This window comes from Rhizorhabdus sp. P4_G6 (assembly GCF_056401045.1).
In genome coordinates this window covers 79,813-105,369 of the sequence record NZ_JBFUKC010000008.1, presented here as the reverse complement: position 1 = coordinate 105,369, position 25,557 = coordinate 79,813, and the positions used below count along the sequence as shown (strand labels likewise).

20 protein-coding genes are annotated in these 25,557 nt (G+C 64.3%); 9 read left to right on the top strand and 11 right to left on the bottom strand.

All coding sequences use genetic code 11. The features are described 5' to 3' along the window. A complete protein-coding gene (locus AC1DPF_RS10720; protein WP_477961193.1) occupies positions 1-1,275 on the bottom strand; it encodes a sigma-54 interaction domain-containing protein in 1,275 nt (424 codons plus the stop codon). 464 nt (positions 1,276-1,739) lie between these two features. On the opposite strand from AC1DPF_RS10720, the gene AC1DPF_RS10715 reads away from it, so the two are divergent. From AC1DPF_RS10715 to AC1DPF_RS10705, 3 genes are all read left to right on the top strand, one after another. Next, positions 1,740-2,564 carry a flagellin N-terminal helical domain-containing protein gene (locus AC1DPF_RS10715; RefSeq protein ID WP_477867564.1) on the top strand — a complete coding sequence of 275 codons (825 nt, stop codon included), beginning with the start codon at positions 1,740-1,742 and terminating at the stop codon, positions 2,562-2,564. 363 nt (positions 2,565-2,927) lie between these two features. Beyond that, positions 2,928-3,752: a flagellin N-terminal helical domain-containing protein gene (locus tag AC1DPF_RS10710; RefSeq protein WP_477867562.1), complete on the top strand. Its 825-nt coding sequence runs from the start codon at positions 2,928-2,930 to the stop codon at positions 3,750-3,752. A gap of 109 nt (positions 3,753-3,861) precedes the next feature. Continuing rightward, the gene (locus AC1DPF_RS10705; protein ID WP_477961191.1) at positions 3,862-4,641 is read left to right on the top strand and encodes a hypothetical protein; all 780 of its coding nucleotides are present in this window, start codon (positions 3,862-3,864) and stop codon (positions 4,639-4,641) included. A 28-nt stretch (positions 4,642-4,669) separates the two neighbouring features. Here AC1DPF_RS10705 and AC1DPF_RS10700 read toward each other — a convergent pair whose 3' ends face one another. From AC1DPF_RS10700 to AC1DPF_RS10680, 5 genes are all read right to left on the bottom strand, one after another. Next, complete coding sequence (locus tag AC1DPF_RS10700; RefSeq protein ID WP_477961189.1) at positions 4,670-4,969, bottom strand: PspC domain-containing protein; 300 nt, start codon at positions 4,967-4,969, stop codon at positions 4,670-4,672. 157 nt (positions 4,970-5,126) lie between these two features. Next, a complete protein-coding gene (locus AC1DPF_RS10695; protein WP_477867556.1) occupies positions 5,127-5,858 on the bottom strand; it encodes a sigma-70 family RNA polymerase sigma factor in 732 nt (243 codons plus the stop codon). Next, positions 5,848-6,705 carry a MinD/ParA family ATP-binding protein gene (locus AC1DPF_RS10690; RefSeq protein WP_477867554.1) on the bottom strand — a complete coding sequence of 286 codons (858 nt, stop codon included), beginning with the start codon at positions 6,703-6,705 and terminating at the stop codon, positions 5,848-5,850. Before AC1DPF_RS10690 ends, AC1DPF_RS10695 begins: the two co-directional genes overlap by 11 nt. Continuing rightward, positions 6,702-8,849: a flagellar biosynthesis protein FlhA gene (gene flhA / locus AC1DPF_RS10685; RefSeq protein WP_477961187.1), complete on the bottom strand. Its 2,148-nt coding sequence runs from the start codon at positions 8,847-8,849 to the stop codon at positions 6,702-6,704. The genes AC1DPF_RS10690 and flhA overlap by 4 nt, the downstream gene beginning before the upstream one ends. Before the next feature lie 268 nt (positions 8,850-9,117). Then, complete coding sequence (locus tag AC1DPF_RS10680; RefSeq protein WP_477867550.1) at positions 9,118-9,615, bottom strand: hypothetical protein; 498 nt, start codon at positions 9,613-9,615, stop codon at positions 9,118-9,120. Between the two features lie 460 nt (positions 9,616-10,075). On the opposite strand from AC1DPF_RS10680, the gene AC1DPF_RS10675 reads away from it, so the two are divergent. Continuing rightward, on the top strand, positions 10,076-20,005 hold the full coding sequence (locus tag AC1DPF_RS10675; RefSeq protein ID WP_477961185.1) for a hypothetical protein: 9,930 nt from the start codon (positions 10,076-10,078) through the stop codon (positions 20,003-20,005). A gap of 17 nt (positions 20,006-20,022) precedes the next feature. Here the strand turns inward: AC1DPF_RS10675 and AC1DPF_RS10670 are convergent, their stop codons facing one another. From AC1DPF_RS10670 to AC1DPF_RS10650, 5 genes are all read right to left on the bottom strand, one after another. Beyond that, positions 20,023-20,337, bottom strand: coding sequence for a hypothetical protein (locus tag AC1DPF_RS10670; RefSeq protein ID WP_477867546.1), 315 nt, complete (start codon positions 20,335-20,337; stop codon positions 20,023-20,025). Then, a complete protein-coding gene (gene flgM, locus AC1DPF_RS10665) occupies positions 20,334-20,609 on the bottom strand; it encodes a flagellar biosynthesis anti-sigma factor FlgM (RefSeq protein ID WP_477961183.1) in 276 nt (91 codons plus the stop codon). The genes AC1DPF_RS10670 and flgM overlap by 4 nt, the downstream gene beginning before the upstream one ends. Before the next feature lie 70 nt (positions 20,610-20,679). Continuing rightward, positions 20,680-21,231, bottom strand: a complete 552-nt coding sequence (locus AC1DPF_RS10660; protein WP_477867542.1) for a flagella basal body P-ring formation protein FlgA — start codon at positions 21,229-21,231, stop codon at positions 20,680-20,682. Positions 21,232-21,329: 98 nt separating this feature from the next. Beyond that, positions 21,330-21,821: a flagellar motor protein MotB gene (locus AC1DPF_RS10655; RefSeq protein WP_477961181.1), complete on the bottom strand. Its 492-nt coding sequence runs from the start codon at positions 21,819-21,821 to the stop codon at positions 21,330-21,332. After that, entirely contained in the window at positions 21,818-22,501 is a 684-nt protein-coding gene (locus AC1DPF_RS10650; protein WP_477961179.1) for a motility protein A, read from the bottom strand. Before AC1DPF_RS10650 ends, AC1DPF_RS10655 begins: the two co-directional genes overlap by 4 nt. Positions 22,502-22,521: 20 nt before the next feature. Between AC1DPF_RS10650 and AC1DPF_RS10645 the strand changes: the two genes are divergently transcribed. From AC1DPF_RS10645 to AC1DPF_RS10625, 5 genes are read left to right on the top strand one after another with little or no spacing between them, the layout of a single operon-like run. Further along, positions 22,522-22,719, top strand: coding sequence for a hypothetical protein (locus AC1DPF_RS10645; RefSeq protein WP_477961177.1), 198 nt, complete (start codon positions 22,522-22,524; stop codon positions 22,717-22,719). 43 nt (positions 22,720-22,762) lie between these two features. Further along, on the top strand, positions 22,763-23,116 hold the full coding sequence (gene flgB / locus AC1DPF_RS10640) for a flagellar basal body rod protein FlgB (protein ID WP_477867534.1): 354 nt from the start codon (positions 22,763-22,765) through the stop codon (positions 23,114-23,116). Positions 23,117-23,119: 3 nt separating this feature from the next. Then, the gene (gene flgC, locus AC1DPF_RS10635) at positions 23,120-23,524 is read left to right on the top strand and encodes a flagellar basal body rod protein FlgC (RefSeq protein ID WP_477867532.1); all 405 of its coding nucleotides are present in this window, start codon (positions 23,120-23,122) and stop codon (positions 23,522-23,524) included. Then, the gene (locus AC1DPF_RS10630; protein ID WP_477867530.1) at positions 23,521-24,198 is read left to right on the top strand and encodes a flagellar hook assembly protein FlgD; all 678 of its coding nucleotides are present in this window, start codon (positions 23,521-23,523) and stop codon (positions 24,196-24,198) included. The genes flgC and AC1DPF_RS10630 overlap by 4 nt, the downstream gene beginning before the upstream one ends. Before the next feature lie 22 nt (positions 24,199-24,220). Further along, complete coding sequence (locus AC1DPF_RS10625; protein ID WP_477867528.1) at positions 24,221-25,540, top strand: flagellar hook protein FlgE; 1,320 nt, start codon at positions 24,221-24,223, stop codon at positions 25,538-25,540. Positions 25,541-25,557 lie beyond the last annotated feature (17 nt).

Genomic DNA, 25,557 nt, shown 5'->3' with positions numbered 1-25,557 from the left:
TCAAGCCACAGCGCGCATGTCGGCCATGYGATAGCGCAGCGTGCGTTCGGAAATGCCGAGCCGCTGGGCGGCGCGGAGGCGGTGGCCACCGGTTGCCGCGAGTGCTTCCTCGATCGCTTGCGCCTGGCTCAGGCGGCGCGCGTCGGCGAGGCGAACGGGCGCCTGGAGCGGGGGGGATGCGATCGGTGCGGGTTCGACCGATGCCATGCGGAAGGCGGGGGCGTTCGGCGCGGGATCGATCATCAGGTCGGCGGCCTCGATGCGGCTGCCGTCGCGCATCAGCATGGCGCGCTGGAGAACATTTTCGAGCTCGCGGACATTGCCGGGCCAGCCATGCGTCATCAGCCGGTCGAGCGCGTTGGCGGTCGGCCAGGCGAGTTCCTCATGGTCCGGCGTGTGGCGCAGGAGCAGCGCGGCCGAAATCGCCCTAATGTCCTGGCGGCGTTGGCCCAGCGGCTTCAGGGTCATCGGCATGACGTTGAGCCGCCAGTAGAGATCAGCGCGGAACCGCCCGGCCTCGACTTCGGCGGCGAGATCGCGATTGCCGGCGGCAATGATGCGAACGTCGATCGCAATCGGCGCGGTGGCGCCGACGGGAAGCACTTCGCGCTCCTGCAGGGCGCGGAGCAGCTTCGCCTGCAGGGGCAGCGGCAGCTCGGAGATCTCGTCGAGCAGCAGCGTGCCGCCCTCGGCGGCGCGGAACAGGCCGTCCCCCGACCCGGTCGCTCCGGTGAAGGCGCCCTTCTGGTGGCCGAACAGGATGGCTTCGAGCATGGTTTCGGGAAGGGCGGCGCAGTTGACCGCGACGAAAGGCTTGTCTTGGCGCGGGGAGACGGCGTGGACGAAGCGGGCGACACCTTCCTTGCCGGTGCCGGTCTCGCCCAGCAACAGCACGGTTGCGTCGCTTCGCGCGACGCGGGCGGCCAGCGACAGGAACCGGGCACTGTCCGGTTCACCGCAGGCCGGCATGATGCGCGGGCGGATCAGTTCAGCGATCAGCGCATGGCCGAACGCCATGTCTTCGAAGCCGAAGACCACGGTGGCAGGGCGGCCGACCTTGGCGCGGCGCAGCACCGGCAGGCCATCCGCAAAGTCGATCAGGATGTCGTGCTGGCGGGCGACGCCGAACTCGGTGACGTGGAGGATGCGCTGGGCATCACGGGCCGGTGCGGCGGCAGGGTCGAGCCGTGCGGTTTCGATCCCTGCGCCGGCCAGCCACGCGACGAGCGTGGGGTGGGAACCTTGCGCCTTCTCGCTGATGCCGATCGTCGTCATGGGCCGTCCTCGCGGATCGACGTGCCAGCCACGCCAATTCCTTGCCTGACATCCTTACCGGCAGATTAACTACGAAAGTCTTAATAGACCGCGCGACGCACCTGCCCGTGGCGGCACGCTCACGCGCGCGAGCGCGAGAGGCGGCGAAAGCGCGCCGGAAAATGGGCGTTTCAGGCGAGCGGCAAGAGGTTGCTCATCCTTTAGTCGGAGGCGGCAGAAACTTGCCGGGCCGGCGATGTCCGGATGAGACCGGCGCCGTCAGCCCCGTGGCCAAACTGGCTTAACACCGACTACGACTAAAAACTAATTGTGTAAAAATAATAGGTTGAGTGGAAAATCTGGAAAAAATCGATCGTGGTGAATTTTCCTGGTTAAAGCCGGAGTAAGCACGGCCGTTAATGGGATCGAGGCGAGAACGGCCAGCACCGGATCATCGCCCCTTAACAGGACAAGGACTGATCCACATGACCGTCATCAACACCAACATCTCTTCGCTCCGCGCCCAGAATGCAGGTCGCCTGGCCAATCAGATGCAGGCCTCCGCGATGGAGCGCCTCTCGAGCGGCAAGCGCATCAATTCGGCCAAGGACGACGCCGCCGGCCTCGCCATCGCCTCTTCGATGACCGCATCGGTCCGGGGCATGTCGGTCGCGATCCGCAACGCCAATGACGGCATCTCCTTGTCGCAGACTGCGGAAGGCGCGCTCGGCGAAGCCAGCAACATGCTGCAGCGTATCCGCGAACTGGCCGTCCAGGCTGCCAACGGCACCTACCAGTCGACCGATCGTGACAACCTCCAGACCGAAGTCGCAGCGCTCCAGTCGCAGATCTCCGACGTGGTGACCAAGACCAAGTTCAACGGCAACACGTTGTTCGCAGTCACTTCGGGCGGCACCAGCTTTGCAATCCAGACCGGCATCAACTCCGGCGACACGACGGCAATCACGGTTGGAGGTCTCGACAAGGTGGCCGCGGCCTATGCGACCGGCATCAAGGTCGACACCACCGCCAATGCGGCGCTGGCGCTCACCGCTTCTGATCTGGCCCTGACCCAGGTGGCCAATGTGCGGGCCAATCTCGGCGCCAACCAGAACCGCCTCGAAGCGACGGTCAACGTGCTGACCGCCAACATCAACAACCTCTCGGAAGCGCGCTCGCGGATCGAGGATGCCGACTTCTCGCTGGAATCGAGCAACCTCGCCAAGTCGCAGATCCTGGCACAGGCATCCACGGCGATGCTGGCCCAGGCCAATCAGAGCCAGCAGAACGTGCTCAGCCTCCTCAAATAATAGCTTCTTCCTCCAGTTGCTGGCCGAGACGGCCCCCGGTGCATCCGCATCGGGGGCTGTTTCCGTTTTTGGGCGCCGGCCGTCTCAGCGTGCTATGGCCGTCACCCCGGCGAAGGCTGGGGTGAGGGTAAACATGAGCGATAGCATAGTCCGCCTCTAGTGCTGCCCAAAGTGGAAGACCCGTGGAACGCCGTATTTCCGACCAACGCACCGCGATTGCCGCACCGCTTTTCGAATTAAATTATGGTTAATGCCGCTTAACCATCTTTCTTCCTTAAGCATAGTTTCAGGACGTCGTTACCCGGATCGTGGCGAGAACGGTCGAGTAGCCGGCACGCCGAGTAACAGCGGAAGGATTCACTCATGTCTGTCATCAACACCAATATTTCGTCGCTGCGTTCGCAGAACGCCGGCCGTCTCGCCGGGCAGATGCAGGCGACCGCCATGGAGCGCCTGTCGAGCGGTAAGCGCATCAACACCGCCAAGGACGACGCAGCCGGCCTCGCCATCGCTTCCTCGATGACCTCTTCGGTCCGCGGCATGACCGTCGCGATCCGCAACGCCAATGACGGCATCTCCCTGGCGCAGACCGCTGAAGGCGCGCTGGGCGAAGTGACCAACATGCTGCAGCGTGTCCGCGAACTGGCCGTGCAGGCGTCGAACGGCACCTACCAGTCGAGCGATCGTGACAACCTCCAGACCGAAGTCGCGGCGCTCCAGTCGCAGATCTCGGACGTCGTCACCAAGACCAAGTTCAACGGCAACACGCTGTTCGGGGCAACCTCGGTCGCGACGACCTTCTCGATCCAGACCGGCATCAATTCGGGCGACACGACGTCGATCTCGGTCGGTGGCCTCGACAAGGTTGCTGCGGCCTATGCCACCGGCATCAAGGTCGACACCACGACGAATGCCGGCACCGCGATCACCGCATTCGACGCCGCCGTGACCCAGGTCAACACGGTCCGCGCCGGCCTCGGCGCCACCCAGAGCCGTCTTGACGCCGCCGTCAACGTGCTGACCGCGAACGTCAACAACCTGTCTGAAGCCCGCTCGCGGATCGAAGACGCGGACTTCTCGGTGGAATCGACCTCGCTCGCCAAGTCGCAGATCCTTGCACAGGCTTCGACGGCGATGCTCGCCCAGGCGAACCAGAGCCAGCAGAATGTGCTGAGCCTGCTCCGCTAAAAGATAGCCGGCCTCCTCAAACGGCCGTCTCTCAGGCCCCCGGCGCTTCGTTTCCCCGCGCCGGGGGCCTTTTTCTTGAAGTGCCCCGGCGTTCGACAGGACAAGTTCGATGGATACGATCTCGATTTCGGACAGCGGCAGCGGTTTCGACGCAGCGCTCAAAGCCCTCGAAGATCTCGAAACCAGCGTCGTCCAGACCCGCGACGATCAGCCCGCCGCAAAGCTCGCGGGGATCGGGCCGATCGATTTTTCCGCACCGGACGAGGAGAGTGCGCCGGTCGGGATCATGTCGATCCAGATCGACGACTTCGATGATCTCGATGCCCTCGTGGCTGGTGCGATCGATCAGCCGACCACCCCATCGCCGGCGATGCAGCCCATTCCGACACCGCCCGTTCCGACGCCCCCGGCCGCCACGATCGCTCCTGCTCCGGCAGCTCCCGAGGCCGTACAGCAGGCCATCGCACCCAGGTCACCGAGCAGGATGAGCCAGATCGCCATCGGCGTCGGCCTCATGTCCAGCCTGATCTCGGCCGTCGGCCTGATCGTCGCGGAGCGTACGATCATGTCCGCGCAACTCGTGGTCGCCGATGCGCGCGAGCGGCAGCATCAGCTCGAGACGGCAAATGCGCTGATCCACGACCTGCGGCTGGTCCGGGACCGGCAGATCGAGCTGCTGCAGGCACAGCGTGCGCAGCTTGCCGATACGCCGGTCACCAGCGAGGAGCTCAAGCACCGCATGGAGGTGCTGCAGTCCAGCCTGGCCGAGCGCGATCCGATGAACATGGTGTTGAAGGCAGTCCAGAGCGGACAGGCCGACACCAACGCCCGTTTCAACGAGTTCGGGATGAAGATGGCGCGCGTCGAAGCGGCACTCGACCGGCGCTAAGGCTCCCCGCGCGCAGACGGGGAGGGGTTCAAGCCGCTTCGGCGAAGACGATCCTGCCTTGGTGCTTATCGCTCTGCCGCGCTTCTTCCAGCAAGGCAGTTGGGGCCTCCGCACCCGCCGCGCGGATCGGGTAGATCCAGCGGGAAATCGCCACCAGAACGCCCGCACCGATATAGGCTGCGACGGTCGCAAGCGGGCTCAGCAGCAGGCCCATGCCGACGGCCAGCCTCACATAGTTTGAGTGGAAGCCGAAGTCCTGGCCGATCGCCTCGCATACTCCGAAAAATGTGTCGTGGCGGGCAAAGAGCGACGGGTGAGAGCGTTGCATCGAACCAGTTCCTTCGTGAAGCGGGCAGTGTCCGCCGGATGCAGGCGGCGTTGCACGAGCCATGCCAAAGCTGGGCGACCGAGGAATTTCGCCATTTTTACTGGAATGCTGCGGCGCAGTGGCCGGATCAGGCGGCGATCACGCTAAAGGTTGGGATCTACCGCCAATCCTTCAGCGACGTGCGCAGCTTGTCGAGTGCGGTCTTCTTGATCTGGCAGACCCGCGCCGCGCCGATGCCGAGCGTCTGGCCGATTTCTTCGAGGTTCATCTCCTCGACGAAATAGAGCTGGAGCACCATCGCCTCGCGCTCCGGCAGTTCCGAAATATGTTCGCCGAGCGCCGCAGCCAGTTCCTCGCGCTCGATCCCCTGGTCGGCGCTCTCCTCGACATCGGCGAACCAGATCGACTGGTCCGAATACACCTCGTCGAGCGACTCCTGGTAGGTGGCCGCTGTTTCATCGACCAGTGCGCGGAACGCGGCGCCGTCGAGGCCCATGGCCTGGGCAAGTTCGGAATCGCTGGGACTGCGCCCGTAGCGTTTTTCGAAATCGGACTTTGCCTTGAGCATTTCCCGGCGCTTGACCATCGCCGATCGGCTCATCGATGCGTGGCGGCGCAGATGATCAATCATCGCACCGCGCACCCGCAGCGAGGCATAGGTGGAGAAGGCGTGACCGCGATCCTCATAGCCATTGGCGGCTTCGACCAGCGCGATCATGCCGATCTGGATCAGATCCTCGATGTCGATAGCCGACGAAACCCGGCCATGGACATGCCAGGCGATCTTGCGGACAAGCTGCATATGGCTGCGCACCAGGTCTTCCGCCCGCGGCTTCTGCGGCTTGCGGCCATAGGTGTGCAGCGAGGAGTCGCGAGATTCAGCTAGCACGGGCGACCGCCTCCATGCCGAAGAAGCAGTCGCCGCCAGCGTGGGCGCGGATATCGAGCGTATCGATCGTGCGGGCGAGGTGGCTCAGGGCCTGCGCCGCGCGGGCGCCGGGATATTGATCGACGACAAGCCGCCGCCGCGCGACTGCGGTCAGTACGCGTTCATCGCGGGGAACGCCGCCAAGATAGCTCAGCCTGGTGTCGGCAAGGAACCGGCCCGACACTTCGCGGAAGCGGCGGAACAGTTCGCGGCCCATCGCTTCGTCGGTGATCCGGTTGGTTACGATCGCGATGTCGCGGACACCATGGTCGAGCGCAAGCAGCTTCACCGTGCCATAGGCATCCATGAAGCGATCGGCGTCCGGCGCCAGCACGACCACCGGCAGGTCGGCGGATGCGACCATGTCAAGCGTGTCGGGATCGGCGCTGCCGGGCGTATCGACGATCACATAGTCGAGCGACCTGCGGTGCGGACGGAAGGCATCGGCCAGTTTGAGCCGTGCGGCGAGGTCGACCCGGCCGGCGGCATCGGCGGGCCCCGCGGGCACGACGAACAAGGCTTCGGGGCCGTCCACCACGATCTGGTCGATCGTCAGCCGCCCCCCGATCACATCATCGATCGATTCCGCGGGGTCGAAACCCATGATGCGCGTCGCATCGCCGGGACCGGGATCACAATCCACCAGCATGGCGCGGCGGTGCATCTTCGACAGCGACAGCGCGAGGTTTGCGGCTATCGTCGTCTTGCCGACGCCGCTGCGGCCGCAGGCGATGCTGATGACGCGGGCGCTGCGCTGCCGGGCCGCCGAAGTGGGTAGATCGATCAGGTCGGTGCGGGCGCGGATCATGCTGCGGTCTCCATCGGTCGCGCACCCAGGGCGCCGGCACTGCCATTATGAGAGGGGCCGCCGCCAACCACCGCGGCGACTTCGACCGCCTTGCCATCGGGAATCTCGAGGAAGGACATGACGGGCGTTTCCGGCAAATGGGGTTTGAGGAGGCGAGCCAGTGCGCGCCGCGCGATCGGCGAAGTGACGATGGCGAAGCGGGTCGCGCTGTTGACCATCGGCGCGGAAGCCTCGGCGATCGCCGAGACGATGCGGTTGGCGAGCGCCGGCTCGAACGGGTGTGCCGCACCGGGCGAGGTCCGCACCGCCTGTGCGAGCAGCGACTCAAGTCCGGCATCGAGCGTCACCACGGGCAGCGGCATTTTCACCGGCACCAGTGTCTGGACGATCAGCGCGCCGATCCGCGAACGGATATTCTCGACCAGCGCGGCCGCGTCGCTCGACTGTGCGGCGGCGTCGACCATCGATTCGGCGATGCGGCGGAAATCCTTCAGCGGCACGCCTTCCGCGAGCAGCGCACGGCAGGCCGCGGCGATCTGGGCGAGGCTGAGCGGCGAGGGGGTGAGGCCGCCGACCAGCTGGGGCGCGGATTCCTTGAGGGAATCAAGCAGGCGCTGGGCTTCATCCATGCCGAACAAGTCGGCGGCGGCGGCGGCGATGATCTGGTTGAGATGGGTAGCGACGACCGTGGCGGGATCGACGACGGTATAGCCCGCGACGATCGCATCGGCGCGCTTCTCGGGCGTGATCCATACGGCTTCGAGGCCGAAGCTGGGATCGCGGCAGGCGCGGCCGTCGACCGTGCCTTCGAGATCGCCGCTGTCGAGCGCGAGCAGCTGTTCGGGAAATGCCTCGTCCTCGCCCATGATCACGCCGGCGACGGTGATGCGATAGGCATTGGGCGGCAGGCTCAGATTGTCGCGCACGCGGACCAGCGGCACGACGAAGCCCAGCTCGCGTGACAGCTGACGGCGGATACCGGTGATCCGCGCCATGAGCGGTGCGCCCTTGCGCTCGTCGACCAGCCCGACAAGACCATAGCCGAGTTCGAGGCCGAGGGCGGCGCCGTCGGAGACGTCGTTCCAGTCGATGCTGTTCGGGGAAACCGGGGCGGGCGCCGCTGCGGCCTCTGCGGCGGCGACTTCGAGTGCGGCTTCCACCCGCTTCGATGTGTTCATCTTCCAGGCCGCGAAACCCGCAACGCCGGCGGCCGACAGGATGATGAAGTGCGGCATGCCGGGTACGATGCCGAGCAGCGCGAGGATGCCCGAAACAGGCGCCCAGGCGCGGGCCGAACCGAACTGGCTTGTGATCTGGCCCGCCAGGTCGAGCGGCGAGGAAACGCGGGTGACGATCGCAGCGGCGGCGATCGACAGCAGCAGCGCCGGCACCTGTGCGACCAATGCATCGCCGATCGCCAGAATGATGTAGGTCGAGGCGGCTTCGCTCAGCGACAGACCGTGGCTCATCACGCCGAGGATGAGGCCGCCGAGAATGTTGATCACGAGGATCAGAACGCCGGCGACGGCATCGCCCTTCACGAACTTCGAGGCGCCGTCCATCGAGCCGTAGAAATCGGCCTCGGTGGCGACTTCCTGGCGGCGCAGCTTGGCTTCCTCGGGGGTGAGCAGCCCGGCGTTGAGATCGGCATCGATCGCCATCTGCTTGCCGGGCATCGCGTCGAGGGTGAAGCGCGCCGACACTTCGGAGACGCGGCCGGCGCCCTTGGTGATCACGACGAGGTTGATCACCATCAGGATGCCGAACACGAACAGGCCGACGGCGTAATCGCCGCCGATCAGGAAATTGCCGAAGCTCTCGATGACATGGCCTGCCGCGGCCGGCCCCTGATGTCCGTCGACCAGCACCACGCGGGTCGAAGCGACGTTCAGCGCCAGGCGGAACAATGTGGCGAACAGCAGCACCGTCGGAAAGGACGAGAAGTCGAGCGGCTTGGCGGCATTGAGCGCTACCATCAGCACTGCGAGACTGATCATGATGTTGGCGATGAAGCCCATGTCGAGCACGAACGAGGGGACCGGGATCACCATCAGCCCGACGAGCATCAGCGTCGCCATGGGCAGGATCGCGCTGCGGCCGGTCGCGGCCCACAATTTGCGGCTCATCGACACGGGTGCCGCCATGACTCAGGCCTCCTGGCGCGCGGGGCGCCGGAAGTGCCGGAAACTGGCGGAAACAGATGCTCTCGGCATGTCGTCCTCGATCGCCTTGGCGTGGTTGCAAAGCGAGGAGTGCGCCAGATGTGGTTAATTTTGAGTTAGAGGCGGTTAAGTACGGTCGTTGGCGACAAAAGTTTAGGGGGAGGACACGCGACGTCGTGCACGTCATCCCGGATCACGTCCGGGACGACGGAGAAGGCAGGGCAAAGGCGACCGACGCCGCGCGCTCGCCTCAATCCCGGTGGCCCCGCCGGTTCTCGCGGCGCAGCGTCTGCCGGTCCTCGCCCATCTCCTGCCGGAACGACTGCCGGTCGGCCCGCCGGTCCTGCCGGAATTGCTGGCGCGTCATCTCGCCGCGGGCCAGCGCCTGGCGGTCCTCCCGGCGCTCCTGCCGGAAAGCGCGGTCATCGCCGCGCCGGTCCTGGCGGAAGGCCTGCCAATTCTCACGAAGCTCGCGCTGGTCGCCGCGATCGGCGCCCCGGAAGGTCCGCTGGCGATCCTGCCAATAGCGCCGCTGATTATCGCTCCACCGCTGGCGATGGCCGCCGCGGTCATAGAGATAATAGCCGGTGCCGGGGTAATAAAAGTCGTCATACCAGCCATAATAGGATGGATAGCTGGCGCCATAGCCTACCGACATTCCGCCATAGCCATAGCCGTCATCATAGCAGGCGGTGAGGCTGAGCGATGCCGCAAGGGCCAGGACGCTGTTACGCAAATACGCAGACATGGATACTCTCCGCGAGACAGGGCTTCGAACTGGTTCCGCTCGATGAAGCTGTCTCGACCTGACTCGTTGTAAACACTTATGCTCGGGCGAGGTTCCTGATGGGATAGCTAAGGTGCCTTGAACCCCCGTGCTGCCGTTTGCTCCATATTCGAGTAATCGAGTAGCATATCGGGACGCACCCGTTACGAAGCCGATAGCGGAATGATTAACATTGCGTTAATCAGGGAGACGCGGGGGGGAGCCGTTTCGGCGTCGTCACAGTTGATGTCGCGAAAATCCGCCGATCTTTGGACGCCGGGCTTCCTCGAATGATTCGCTAGAGGCGAAGTCGGGAGCGGAGCCATTGCAGTGATCGGGCCGCCATGTCGCGGCATCAGCCGGTCATCTGACAACATCTTTGCAGCTGACTGCGCCTTTTTCCGGTGCGGGGGCGTGCCGTTGTGATTGTTGGGGGAGTTGCATGACAGATTTCGTGGGAACGTCGGGCGCGGACTCGCTCGTGGGAACGGCTGGTGACGATCGATTTGTCGGCGGTGGCGGCAACGATACGATCCAGGGCAACGACGGCAACGATGTCATCGTCCTCGACACGGCGATCACCGGCGGCACGTTCAACGGCGGCAACGGTTACGATACGCTCGAACTCCACAGCCAGGCTGGCGCGCCCAATGGACTCTTTGGTCCTGCTACGACCTGGGCGGGCTTCGGCGTCAACGGGATCGAACGGATCGACTTTCAGTCGGCGGCCGGAACGGCGGTTATAGCGGGTGTAACGAGCCATTTCGTCAATGGAGCTACGACGCTCAATTTTGCCGTACCCACCGACCTCATCGGGGGGGCGGGGGTCGACAACCTGCTTCTGATCGCCGTCAACGGCATGGGCTCGGACGGCAATCTCGTGATCCCGACCGTCACTGTATCGAACTGGACGACCGCGACGCGGGGCTATCTGGCCGGCGATGTCGTCTCGCTGATCGGGGTCAGCAACGCGACCGGCGGCGGCGCGTTCAACTATGTGCTGACAGCCTCAGAAACCAATGCGGCCAATGGTTTGCGGCAGGCGCTCTATGCAGGGACCGGCAACGACACCCTGAACGGCTCATCCGGCGCGGACATTTTGGGCGGCGGCGCCGGCACCGATGTCCTGCACGGCAATGGCGGCAATGACGTGTTGTCGATCTCCAACACAACGGTCAACGGCGTCACCTCGACGAATAGCGGCGCGGGATCCCTGTTCGACGGCGGCAACGGCACCGACTTTCTGTCGGTCGGTGGCAGCGTCAATTTCCAGGGCACCGTCCAGTCGATCGAAGGCATCTATCTCCAGCCCGGCTTCACCAACAATGCACCCGGGACCATCACGCAGTCCGCGGCCCAGCTGTCGATCGGCAGCGCGACGATCGGAGCGATGGGGCCGGGCCTAGAGCTCGACGGCACGGGCGGCATCATCGTCACTCTGCAGCCGGGCGACAGCTTCGATGGCGCGCACTATATTTTCGATGCGGGTTCGGACGTCCGGTTCACCATCAATGGCAGTACTGGCGGCGACAGCATCTCGGCTACGATCGCCGACGATCTGATCTCGGGCGGCGACGGCAACGACTATATCAACGGCGACGACGGCAACGACACGTTGAGCGGCGGCAACGGCGACGACGCCCTCACTGGCGAAGACGGCGATGACGTGCTGACCGGCGGCGGCGGCAATGACGTCTTCGCTACGGATGGCGATGGCGCCAAGATCATCACCGATTTCACCGTCGGCGAGGACAAGATCGACCTGTCCGATAGCATCATCGACAGCTTCGCGACATTGCAGCCCTATCTGTCGTCGAGCGGCGGCAACGCGGTTATCGCGGGCGGGGACACCAGCTTCACGCTGCAGGGCGTCTCCCTCGCAAGTCTCGACGCGAACAGCTTCATCTTCGCGACTCCGAAGAACCTGACCGGCACCGAAGGCAACGACACCATCGAGGGTAGCGGGCTCAACGACAGCCTGAGTGGACTTGGCGGCAACGACAACCTCTATGGCGAGGAGGGCAACGACACGCTGAACGGCGGCAATGGCGACGACTTCATCGGTGCCGGTGAGGGTGACGACCTGGTCGACGGCGGCAACGGCAACGACCAGATACTCTATGGCGATGTTGAATCCGGCGTTTCGGTCGATCTCCGTATCACCGGGCAGCAGAACACCGGCGGCGGCGGGCTCGACACGATCACCAATGTCGAGGGCATCGGTGGTTCGGATTATGCCGACACGCTGACCGGAACGGCGGGCAACAACACGCTGAACGGCGCGGACGGCGACGACGTGCTGTATGGCAAGGGCGGCACCGACGCGCTGATCGGCGGGGCGGGCAACGACATCATCGTGCTCGATATCCAGCAGACCAATGGCTTCTATGACGGCGGCACGGGCTATGACACGCTCGAGCTGCACAATATCGCGGGCGCCACCGCGGGCGGCAACGGGATCATCGGTTCAGCGTACAACACGCCTCCGCTGCTGAACATCGAGGCAATCGATTTCCAGTCCGCCGCCGGGACCGGAATATCGATGGCGCTCACCTATCATTTCGTGAACGCCGGCACCGGCGTCACCAACGCCGTTCCGGGCGCGCTCCACGGCGGCAGTGGCATCGATTCGCTCGTTCTGGTCGCCACGGGCGGCATGGGGACGGACACGAATCTCGTGCTGCCGACCTTCAGCTTTTCCAACTGGACGACCGCGTCGAAGCCTTATGTCCCGACCGCGAGCGACGTGGTCCTCCTGAACGCGCAGGGCAATTTCAACTACACGCTGACCGCGTCGGAGGCCAACGCGGCCAGCGGCGTCATCCAGGTGCTGAGCGGCAACATCGGCAATGACACGCTCAACGGGTCGTCTGGGATCGACCGGCTGAATGGCGGCACCGGCACGAACGTGCTGCACGGCAATGGCGGCAACGACGTGCTGCAGATCGGCAACACCATCACCAACGGCGTGGAGACGACCTTCACCGGGACCGGCAGCCTGTTCGATGGCGGCAATGGCACCGATTTCCTGTCGATTGGCGGAACGGTCAACTTCCAGGGAACGCTGCAGTCGGTCGAAGGCATCTATCTCCAGCCGGCTGTCCCGCTTGCTGCTGGCGCCAATCCCGTCACCACCGCCTATCAGGGACCGGCTTCAATTACGATATCGAGCGCGACGGTCTCCGCGCTTCCGGCCAACCTTGAGCTCGACGGCACCGGCACCATCACGGTCAACCTCACCAACGCTTCGGGCGACAGCTTCAATGGCGCGAATTATATCTTCGATGCGGGTTCGGACGTCCGATTCGTGATCAATGGCAGCACCGGGGCCGACAGCATCTCGGCGACGATCTCGAACGATCTGATCTCGGGCGGCGACGGTAACGACTATATCAACGGTGACGATGGCAACGATACGCTGAGCGGCGGCAACGGCAACGACACCGTCGCCGGAGAAGACGGCGATGACGTGCTGACCGGCGGCGCCGGCAACGACATCTTCGTGGCGGACGGCGACGGCGCCAAGGCCATCACCGACTTTGCCGTGGGCCAGGACAAGATCGACCTGTCGGATTCCACCATCGACAGCCTCGCGACATTGCAGCCCTATATGTCCGAAAGCGGCGGCAACACGATTATCGCGGGTGGGGACACCAGCTTCACGCTGCAGGGCGTCTCCCTCGCCAATCTCGATGCGAACAGCTTCATCTTCGCGACGCCGAAGAACCTGACCGGCACCGAAGGCAGCGACACCATCGAGGGCAGCGGGCTCAACGACAGCCTGAGCGGATTGGGTGGCAACGACAACATTTTCGGCGAAGAAGGCAACGACACGATCAACGGCGGCAATGGCGACGACTTCATCGGCGCCGGGATTGGCAACGACTTGATCGACGGCGGCGCGGGCAATGACCAGGTTGGCTACCTCGATGTCGATGACATGGGGGTCTCGGTCGACCTCCGCATCACCGGGCAGCAGAACACCGGCGGCGGCGGGCTCGACACGATCACCAATGTCGAGGGAGTCGGCGGATCGGACAATGCCGACACACTGACGGGAACGGCGGGCAACAACACGCTGATCGGCAATGGCGGCGATGATGTGCTGTACGGCAAGGGCGGCACCGACGCGCTGATCGGCGGAGCAGGCAACGACATCATCGTGCTCGACACACCGATCGCCGGCGGTACCTTCGACGGTGGCAACGGCACCGACATGATCGAAGCTCATTCGATCAGCGGCGCGGGCAGCAACCTTTTCGGCCCGACCACGAGCTATGGCGGCTTCGGCCTCAACAGCATCGAGAAGGTCGATTTCCAGTCCGATGCCGGAACGGCCGTCAGCGTCATCGCGACTCAGCATTTCGTGAGCGGCCCCAATACACTGAACTTCGCCGTGCCGACCATTCTCGACGGTGGCGCCGGCTACGACACTTTCCTGACCGTCGCAGTCAACGGCATGGGTTCGGATACCAGCATCGTGATGCCGGTCTACACAGTGTCCAACTGGACGAATCCGACACGGGCCTATCTGCCGGGCGACAGGGTCGGGCTCGTCGGCGCGGGCAATTTCAACTATGTATTGAACGCCTCGGCAACCAATGCGACGAATGGTCTGTCGCAGTGGCTGATCGGGTCGGGCGGAAACGACACGCTCAACGGTTCGTCGGGAATGGACCTCCTTTCCACCGGCGGCGGCACCGATGAACTGCACGGCAATGGTGGCAACGATGCCCTTCTTCTGACCAATACGATCGTCAACGGCGTCGAAGCCACGCTAACCGGGGCTGGGACCCTGTTCGATGGCGGCAATGGCACTGATTTCCTGGCGATCGGCGGAAGTGTGAATTTCCAGGGTACGGTGCAGTCGATCGAAGGCATCTATCTCCAGCCCGCCTACACCAACAATGCGGCGGGCGCCGTCAGCCAGCCGGCCACGCAGCTCACGATCGGCAGCGCCACGATCGGCGCGATGGGACCGAACCTTGAACTGGACGGTACCGGCACCATCATCGTCAATCTTGCCAATGCCTCCGGCGATAACTTCAACGGGTCGGGCTATGTCTTCGACCCGGGCTCGAATGTTCAATTCGCCATCAACGGCACGGCCGGCGGCGATACCATCAACGGCACGAGCAGCAACGACACGATCAGCGGCGGCAACGGCAACGACCTGATCTTCGGCGGTGACGGCAATGACGTGCTGACCGGCGGTGCGGGCAACGATGTCTTCGTGGTGGACGGGGATGGCGCCAAGGTCATCACCGACTTCACGGTGGGCCAGGACAAGATCGACCTGTCGAACACCAATGTAGACAGTTTCGCGACGCTGCAGGCCTACTTGTCGTCGAGCGGCGGCAACACGATCATCGCGGGTGGCGACACCAGCTTCACCTTGCAAGGGGTTTCGCTGGCGAGCCTCGATGCGAACAGCTTCATATTCCCGACGCCTGTGAACCTGACCGGAACCGGGGGCAACGACCTTCTCAATGGCGGGACGCTGAACGACAGCCTCAGCGGGCTCGGCGGCAATGACACACTCAATGGCGACGAAGGCAACGACACGCTCGATGGTGGCGCCGGGACAGATGTGCTCCACGGCGGAGACGACGACGACATACTGATCGTCGCCAACACGCCGTCCGGCAACGAGGTCTTCGATGGCGGCGTCGGCACCGACACGCTGCTCATTGAGGCATCGGCGGGCACGCACGGCAATGGCCCAGCGGGCAGCACCGACACGGTTGCGCTGTTCGGCACCACCCTGTCGTCGATCGAACAGGTCCAGTTCGACTCCGATCCCGGATCGAGGCTGATCGCGCTGGCGCTCAGCGCGCAGGTCGGCGCGGGGATATCGAGCACGGCCACCCTGCAGGGCGGTGCAGGGAACGATTCGCTTCTCCTTCTGGCCGTTGCTCCCGGCACCTACACCCTGTCACCCTTCGTGCGCGACGCGAGTTGGAACAGCTCCAACGATGTCTTCAATCCCGGCGATACGGTTGGATTGATCGTTGGTGCTGCCGGCAACTACACGCTCAACGCCGCGACTGGCCATGCCGGTGTCGAGGTGCTGCTCGGCGGCGTCGGCAACGATACGCTCAACGGCACCAGCGGTAGCGAGATACTGAACGGCGGGGGCGGCGCCAACACCGTCCATGGCGGCGGCGGCAACGATCTGATCGTGATCTCCAACGTCACGCCGTTCGGCGGTGCGACGACCAGCTTCACCTTCGCGGACAATCTGCTCGATGGCGGCAACGGCGTCGATTATCTGTCGGTAGGCGGCAATGTGAGCTTCGGCGGCCAACTCCAGTCGATCGAAGGAATCGATCTTCAGGCGGCGTACACCGCGACTGGTGCGGGTCAGGCGTCTCAGGCCGATGCCGATCTCGATATCGGCAGCGCGACGATCAACGCGCTGGGGCCGAACCTCATGATCCGAGGCATCGGCGAGATTTCCGTCAACGTGGCGCAGGGCGACAGCTTCAACGGGTCTGGATATGTTTTCGCCGCTGGTGCGGACGTCGGCTTCGAGATCGAGGGCGCAAACAGCAACGACGTGCTCACCGGCACTTCGAGCTATGATGAGATCTCCGGCGGCGCGGGCAACGATACGCTCACCGGCGGCGCTGGAGCCGACACGCTCGATGGCGGCACGGGCACGGATCGCCTGGTCGGTGGCGCGGGCAACGACAGCTACTATGTCAGCACGGCGAACGACGTCATCGTCGAGGCGGCGGGCCAGGGCGCCGATACCGTCTATGCCACGTCGAGCTATACGCTGGCGACCAATGTCGAGGATCTGGTTCTGCTGGGGACGGCCGACACCGACGCGACCGGCAACAGTTCGGCCAACGTCCTCACCGGCAATGACGGCGACAATGTGCTGTCAGGCGGCACGGGGGACGATACTCTGATCGGCGGCGCGGGCAAGGACACGCTCGATGGTGGGAGCGGCGCGGACCAGATGGCCGGCGGGGCCGGCAGCGACACCTATATTGTCGGCAATCCGGGCGACGTCGTTGTGGAGGATGCGGGCGGGGGCCGCGATACGGTCCAGGCTTCGATCGGCTATACTCTGGGCGACAATGTTGAGAATTTAACGCTGACCGGCACATCGAACTTAGGGGTCGGCAATACGCTCGACAATGTCATCACCGGCAACAGCGGTGCCGAGACGCTGTTCGGCCGGGAGGGGAACGACACGCTGGACGGCGGCAATGGTCCAGACACGATGTTCGGAGATGTGGGCGATGACAGTTATGTTGTCGACAACATCGGCGACAATGCGAACGAATATGAGGATCAGGGCCTCGATACTGTCAACGCCTCGATCAGCTACGACATGGCCGAGAATATCGAGAACCTCGTCCTCACCGGCACCAGCGCGATCAACGGCACGGGCAATGCGCTCGACAATGCCATCACCGGCAACAGCGCAGCCAATATTCTGGCCGGCGACGACGGCGCCGACTCGCTCTCGGGAGGCTCAGGGAACGACACGCTCGTCGGCGGCAATGGCAGCGATCGTCTCGACGGTGGCAGCGGCTCGGATCTGATGATCGGCGGCGAGGGTGGCGACACCTACATCGTCACCAGCGCAGGCGACGTCGTCCAGGAGGACGGCGAATGCGGCTGCATCGACGAGGTGGACAGCTCGATCAGCTATACGCTGGGCGCCAATGTCGAGGATCTGGTGCTGACCGGGACCGCCAATCTGAACGGCACGGGCAACGAACTCGACAATTACCTGATCGGCAATAGCGGCACGAACATCCTGTCGGGCCAGGATGGCTCCGACTATCTCTATGGCGATGCCGGCAACGATACCCTCAATGGTGGCGAGGGCGATGACGCGCTCGAGGGCGGATCCGGATCGGACCGGCTGGTCGGCGGTAATGGCAACGATATCTATCTCGGCATCGGGTCGGGCGACGTCGTTGTTGAGGATGCCGACGGGGGACATGACGCGGTCTACTCGACGGTCAGCCAGACGCTGGCTGCCAACGTGGAAGACCTGCTTCTGGTCGGCACCGGCGCCGTCAATGGCACCGGCAACGCCCTCGACAACGTCCTGGTCGGCGGAAGCGGCGCGAATAGTCTGTCCGGCCTTGGCGGCAATGACGTCCTCTTCGGCGACAGCGGGAACGACACGCTGTCCGGCGGAGATGGCGATGATGTCCTCGACGGCGGCGATGGATCGGATCGTATGTCCGGCGGCGACGGCAATGACAGCTATCATGTCTCCAGTTCGGGCGACGCTGTCATAGAGTCGGCGAGCCAGGGCACGGACTCGGTCGTGTCGTCGATCAGCTACACGCTGGGCAGTAACGTCGAGAATCTTGAACTGACCGGGTCCGAAAATCTGAGCGGCACCGGCAATACGCTTGCCAATATTATTCTCGGCAATGACGGCGACAATTCGCTTTCGGGCGACAGCGGCGACGACCGGATAGAGGGCGGCGACGGCAACGACATGATCGATGGCGGCACCGGCGCGGATCTCATGATCGGCGGCCAGGGCGACGATGTCTTCGTCGTGGGTAACCCGGCCGATACTGTCATCGAGCAAAGCGGCGGGGGCAATGACGGCGTCACTTCTTCGATCAGCTACACGCTTACTGCCAATGTCGAGAACCTGACCCTGGCTGGCACCAGCGCTATAAATGGCACTGGTAACGCCGAAGCGAACCAGATCACCGGCAATGACGGCGCCAACATCCTGACAGGTCTCGACGGCGACGATAGCCTGTCGGGCGGCAGCGGCAACGACACGCTCGACGGCGGCAATGGTAACGATGTGCTGGCCGGCGGCACCGGATCCGACCGGATGGTCGGCGGCCAGGGCGATGACAGCTATACGGTGAGCAGCACCGGCGACACCGTCGTCGAGGCGGTGGACGGCGGCACCGACACGGTCAATTCGACCATCACCTATACCCTGGGCAACAATGTCGAGAACCTGACGCTGACCGGAACCGGCGCCACTAGCGGTACGGGCAACACGCTCGATAATCATCTCATCGGCAATGAGGGCGACAACCTGCTCAGCGGCAGTTCGGGCAATGACATGCTCGATGGCGGCAACGGCAATGATACGCTCGATGGTGGATCGGGAACCGATCAGATGACCGGCGGGCAGGGCGACGACTCCTATGTCGTGGGCAGCTCGACCGATACCGTTATCGAGCAGGCCGGCCAAGGCACCGACAGCGTCACCTCGACAGTCACCCACACCCTGTCCGACAATGTCGAGAACCTGACCCTTGCCGGCACGAGCGCGATCAACGGCACCGGTAACGGCGATGCCAATGTTATAACCGGCAATGACGGTGCCAATGTGCTGACCGGCCTCGATGGCGACGACAACTTGTCGGGTGGCAGCGGCAACGACACGCTTATGGGCGGCAATGGCAGTGACTCGCTGGCCGGCGGCGCCGGATCGGACCGGATGGAGGGCGGTGCCGGCGACGATGTCTATTCGGTTACCAGCAGCGGCGATGTCGTTGTCGAGGCGGCCGACGAGGGCACCGACACTGTGCGCTCGTCGGTGAGCTATACGCTCGGCGCAAATGTCGAGAATCTGACGCTGACGGGTACCACCGCGATCGACGGCACCGGCAATAGCGCCGCCAATGTGCTGACCGGCAATGATGGCGCCAACCTGCTCGATGGCGGCAGCGGCAACGACACGCTCAGCGGCGGCGCGGGCAACGACACGCTCGACGGCGGCGCTGGCGCTGATGCCATGGCGGGCGGCACCGGCAATGACAGCTATGTCGTCACCAATTCGGCCGACGCCGTGAGCGAGCAGGCGGGAGAGGGCACCGACAGTGTCAGCGCGTCGGTCAGCTATACGTTGACCGACAATGTCGAGAACCTGACCTTGACGGGCACTAACGCAATCAACGGCACCGGCAATGGCGACGCAAATGTGGTCACGGGCAACGGCGCGGCAAATGTGCTGACCGGTGCCGGCGGTGCCGACACGCTGTCTGGTGGTGCCGGCAACGACACCATCGATGGTGGTGCGGGCAGCGATGTGCTGACGGGTGGATCGAACCGTGACACGTTCGTCTTCTCGACGGCGCTCGGCAGTGACAATGTCGACAGCATATCCGACTTCAACAGCGCATCGGATAGCTTCCGCCTGTATCAGTCGATCTTCAATGGGTTGGCGCTCGGCACATTGGCGGCAGGCCAGTTTGCCGTCGGCACCGACGCGGCGACCAGCGACCATCGGATCATCTATGACGCGGGGACAGGTTCGCTGTACTTCGATGCGGATGGCAATGGCGGAGGCGCGGCATCGCAATTTGCGACGCTGACCAACTTGGCCAGCATCTCAGCATCGAATTTCGTGGTGGTGTAAGATCGGGAACGGCAGCCTTAACGCTGCCGCCCATAGGTCGCGGGGGTGCAATCGAACCTTCCGGTGGCGACGGCGAGCATATCGATTCGCTGCTGCGTCCGGTCGCTGAGATAGCGGACCCGCGCCCGTGCCGCGTCGGCGAGCTTGAGCGCTTCGGCGAGGCGCGCCGGTGGATTCGCGGTCTGGGGCCAGCCGCCGGGCACCTTCAGCGCCTCGACGCTCTGACCGAATGCTGCGACGGCGTCTTCTATCGCGTCGATGTCATGACTGTCGAGCGCGGCAATCAGCGCCTCGCTCGACAGGATCAGGCGTTCGACGACGACTTCGCTCACACGGTCTCCCGGGGCAGGTCGAGCGCGATCATCTTCGCGGCGATCGCCTTGGCATCGATCGGATATTTGCCGGCCGCAATCGCTTCACGGATCGCCGCGATCTTGTCGGCGTCGATCGGCGGGCCTTCGCTGGCCAGCGTCGCCACCAGCGACGGAGTTGCCGTGACGCCCTTTGCCGCGGGTGCGGGCTCGGACGCTGCCGGCGCTGCGATCTTGTCGTCCCGGACCTGACCAATGCGGGTCGGGTTGGACGGTCCTACCCCATTGATCATCGCGATTTCCTTCAATTCTGGCCTGTTATCCACGTTCCACCTCTGCCGCTAATAACGACAGGTTTAGAAACTATTTAAATCCGAGAAGTCGGACCCGGCCCACATCTACCACTTCCGCAAAAACTGTCGAACCTTTTGAACTGGTTGCGACGCGTATTCGACTCCCGATATTAGCATCTTCCATTGCCGTGGCATCGACGCTGATCGAGTAGGACGATCCTTGCGCGATGAGCTGGACAGGGTCGCCCTTGCGTATATCCGCGGTGCCGAACGCGCCTGCGCGGTCGCCCGCGGCGCCGCCGTTCGCGGTCGAGACGTTCTGCCGCATCAGCGGCACCCGCAGGCGCCAGCCGGCGGTGGTGCACCGGACGGTGACCGCGCCGGCGGTTGGCGGATCGACCTGGATGCCGATCGGGCAGGCGACGAGTCGCATGCGCCGATCGATAGGCACCATGGGTCCGCCCGGCTGGCCGACGTCGGCGCCGAGCGTGGTCACCACGATCTGTTCGAGTTGGTTGAGGTCCTGCGCTGGCGGCAGCGCCGATTGCGCGTAGGAAGGCGCCGCCGCCAGAAGGGCAGTGATGATGAGCGCGATGCGGTTGATGACAGGGCTTCGGTTCATGTTGCGATCTATACCCGCCAATCCGCAAACAAATGGTTAACGGCGCGGTGACGCTGTTTCGCGGCTATGTAGATCGCTGCCCGGCAAGATCTGGTCGCCTAGCGGCTGGCCGCCGGAAGCTGTTGCACCGAAATGCGCTGGCCCTTTGCGGGATCGCCGGCGCGCATCGGCGGTATGGCAATCTCGATCATCGTATCGGGCAGGCCGCCCATTCTGATGGCGCGGGCGACTGCGGTCGCGCGCGCCGCGGACAACTCCCAGCTGTCGAGTCGCGCCGATTGGCCATCGCGGCCCTGGCTGGAGACGATGACGCGCTGCTTCGCCTTGGCCGCCAGGGCGCCCATCGTGGCGAACCGCCTGGCTTCACCCGGCTTCAACATCGCTTCGCCGGCCTCGAACATGTTCGCGGCAACCAGTCCCTGCACCGACGTCCCGGCCGCATCGCCGCTGCCGCCGAACGCGCCCCGCATGCCGGCGGCGAGCTTGAGCCGATCGTTGACCTGCGCCTGCATCATCACGAAGAAGGCGAGCAGCAGCAGGGTAAGGTCGGCGAAGCTCAGGATCCAGCGCTGGGAAATCTGCCGCGTCATGGCACGGTCCGCAATCTGGGCCTGACCGCATGAGGCAGCGTGTCGAGTTCCTGGCGGGCGATCAGTTCGAGCTGCTTGCACGCGGCGTTCTGCCAGGCCAACTCGGTCTCGGACAGGGTCTCCAGGCGACCGGCGATCGGGGCTGCGATGCCGGAAGACAGGATCACGCCATAGAGGGTGGTCAGCATGGCCACCGCCATGCCCGGGCCGATCTTCGATGGGTCGTCCATGTTGGCGAACATCTGCACGAGCCCGATGATCGTGCCGATCATGCCCATTGCTGGCGCCGTTTCGGCGACTGACCGCCACACGCCGGCGACGGCCTGGTGGCGCACGCGCCGGGCCTCGATCTCATCGTCGGCCCAGCGGGCGAAATCGCCGGAGGTTCGTGCCTCGGACAGTTCCCGGGCGGCGCGCAACAGGAAACGCTGAGCGGTCTCGATCCGGTCGACGCAACTGATGCTGCGAACTTCGGCCAGTTCGCGGATGCGGCTGACCGATACGCGAGCGGCGGCGGCATCTGCCGCCGGGTCGGCCCTGTTGAGCAACGCCAGTGCCCCGAAGGCGCGCCTGATGTCTGCGCGGGTCGAGCGGAACAGCGTGGTAAGCGCGGTTCCTCCGAACACGATGCCGATCGCGGCCGGGTCGACATAGCGGGCAATCTCTTCGAGCAGGAACATCGTTTCCCCAATGCCCATAAATGGTCAAGGCACCGTTGCCGGACATGGCTAACGGACCCGGCAATATCGACCGGCAGAAAATTGCCGCCCCCGGCAGGAAATTGCCGGAACAGCGCCAAATCCCAGAAAATGCAGCGGCACAGCCCTCGTTAACCACGTTTGGCACGGCAGTTGCTTGGGAGGGTGGCAAGGCAGCCGTCGAGCCTGTTCGAACATGATTAACGGCCGGCGGCGGCACAGTTTTAGAGGACGAAGCGAAAAATGGCTGATCCGCTTTTCGGGGTACATGGCAAGGCGCTGGAGATCAGATCCCAGCGGCTGGCGATGCTCGCCTCCAACATCGCGAACGCCGCTACGCCCAATTACAAGGCGCGCGACATCGATTTCCAGAAGGCGCTGTCCGACGCCACCGGCAATGGCGGCATGTCCGCCGGCCAGGCCGCGCAGAGCAATGTCGGCTATCGCATCCCGCTTGAGACCTCCGTCGACGGCAACACCGTCGAATTGTCGACCGAGCAGAACCAATTCGCGGAGAACGCCCTGCAGTACAAGACCACGCTGTCCTTCCTGGAGGGGAGGATCGGGACGGTCATGCAGGCGCTGCGGGGAGAATAAGCCATGGCCAACAACCTCTCGGTCTTCGACATCGCCAGCCGCGCGATGTCCGCACAAATGGTGCGCCTCAACACCTCGGCCTCGAACCTGGCCAATGCCGGATCGGTCGCGGGGAGCAAGGCCGAAGCCTTCCGGGCGATCAAGCCGGTCTTCTCGTCGGTCACCGACAGGCCCGGCGTCGCGACCGTCAAGGTCGATCAGGTGGTCGCCTCCAACATCGAACCGACCAAGCGCTACGACCCCAATCATCCCAAGGCCGACAAGGACGGCAATGTCTGGGAAGCGGGCGTCGACCAGGCGCAGGAGCTGGTCGAGATGATGGAGACGGCCCGCCAGTACCAGAACAATGTGCAGGTCATGCAGACCGCTAAGACGCTCACTCTCGACACGCTGAGGCTCGGCAAATGACGATATCCACCGGAAGCAATTATCTCGACACCCTCTCGGGCACGTCGAAGACTGCCGCCACTACGACGAGCAAGACGAACAATGCGCTCGACCAGACCGCCTTCCTGAAGCTGCTCACCACCCAGATGCAGACCCAGGACCCGTTCAACCCGGTCGACAATACCCAGATGGTCGCGCAGATGGCGCAATTCTCGTCGACCACCGGCATCGCCGAGATGAATGCTTCGCTCAAGACGATCTCAGCCGGCATTGCGGCCTCGCGGGTTGGCGATGCGGCGAGCTGGATCGGGAAATCGGCGTTGGTTCAGTCGAAGACCGCCACCGCGCTGGCGGACGGCGCTTTCGCCGGAAACGTCACCTTGCCCGAGGACGCGTCGCGGGTCGACATCAACCTCGTCGATTCGACCGGAAAGGTCGTCTACACCGGCTCGGCCACCGACGTCGCCAAGGGCGACGTGCCTTTCTACTGGAACGGCAAGGATAAGGACGGCGCCGCCGTCGCCGGGCCGCTCACCATCTCGGTCAGTGCGAAAAACACCGCGGCCGAGCAGATCGCCACCACCACCTCGAGCTGGACAACCGTTTCGGGCGTCCAGTCGCCGGCGAGTGGTTCCACCAAGCTCGTCACGCCGCTGGGAAATATCGACCCCGCCGACGCCCTGCAGCTTTCCTGATTATCGGTAACGGAGCTTAACCATGTCCTTTTACACTGCACTTTCCGGCCTCAAGGCTTCGCAGACCGAGCTCGCGGTGATCGCGAACAACGTCGCCAATGTCGGCACCACCGGCTTCAAGAAGAGCTCGGCCGAGTTCGGCGACATCGTTTCCTCGGCACCGCTGCAGAGCGCGACGGTGGCCGGCCAGGGCACCCGCCTGCGCGGCATCGCCCAGCAGTTCACCCAGGGCGGCTTCGAGAACAGCGAACGTTCGCTCGATCTCGCCGTCTCGGGCCAAGGCTTCTTCGTGACGCGTACGTCCACGTCGAACTCGAACGTCGCCTACACCCGCAACGGTTCGTTCCGCGTGGACTCGGAGCGCTATGTGGTCGACTCGGGCGGCGCCTATCTTCAGGTGCTGCCGACCGACTCCTCCGGCACCGTGACGGCAACCGGCCTGAACTCGACCCGCTCGCTGCAGCTGCCACTGACGTCGGGCACGTCGAGCTCGACCCAGTCGGTCGATCTCGCGGTGACCTTCCCCGCGGACGCAGATCTGCCATCGGCCCGGGCCGTGTACACCGCCGCGAATCCCTATGCGTTCGACCGCTTCGATGCGAACAGCTATAACCAGTCGACCACGACGACGGTATATGACGCATCGGGCACCGCCTTCCCGATGACGACCTATTATGTTCGCCAGAACATTCCGGCGGGCGCGGTCACCGACACGACGTGGACCGCCCGGACGTTCATCGGTGACAAGGAGATCAGCTCCGATCCCGCGACGCCGACGCCGGCGACCCCGGTCACGCTGCTGTTCGATCAGTTCGGCACGCTGAGCAAGGTCAACGGCGCGACCCCAGCTGCGCTCACCACCGCACAGGTCAGCCCAACCGGCGCCACCGGCCCGATCGCCTTCTCGCTGACCTATGGCGCCAACACGAAGATGGCGTCCGCCCCGTTCACGCTGACCAGCTTCACCCAGGACGGCTATGCCGCGGGGCAGCTCGACAACGTCTCGGTCGGCGCCGACGGCCTCGTCTCCGCCACCTTCTCGAACGGCGACACCCAGGCGCTCGGCAAGATCGTGCTGGCAACCTTCTCCAACCCGGAGGGCCTGCGCCAGCTCGGTGACAGCAAATGGGGGTCGACCGGCATCTCGGGCGAGCCGCTGATCAGCGAAGCCAATTCGAACGGGACCGGGCTGATCCAGTCGGGCGCGCTCGAGCAGGCGAATGTCGACATCACCGAGGAGCTTGTTGCGCTGATCCAGGCGCAGCGCAACTTCTCCGCCAATGCCAAGGCGATCGAAGCGGCCAACACCATGACCCAGACCATCGTCAACCTGCGGTCCTGATCGTAATCGATAGCGGA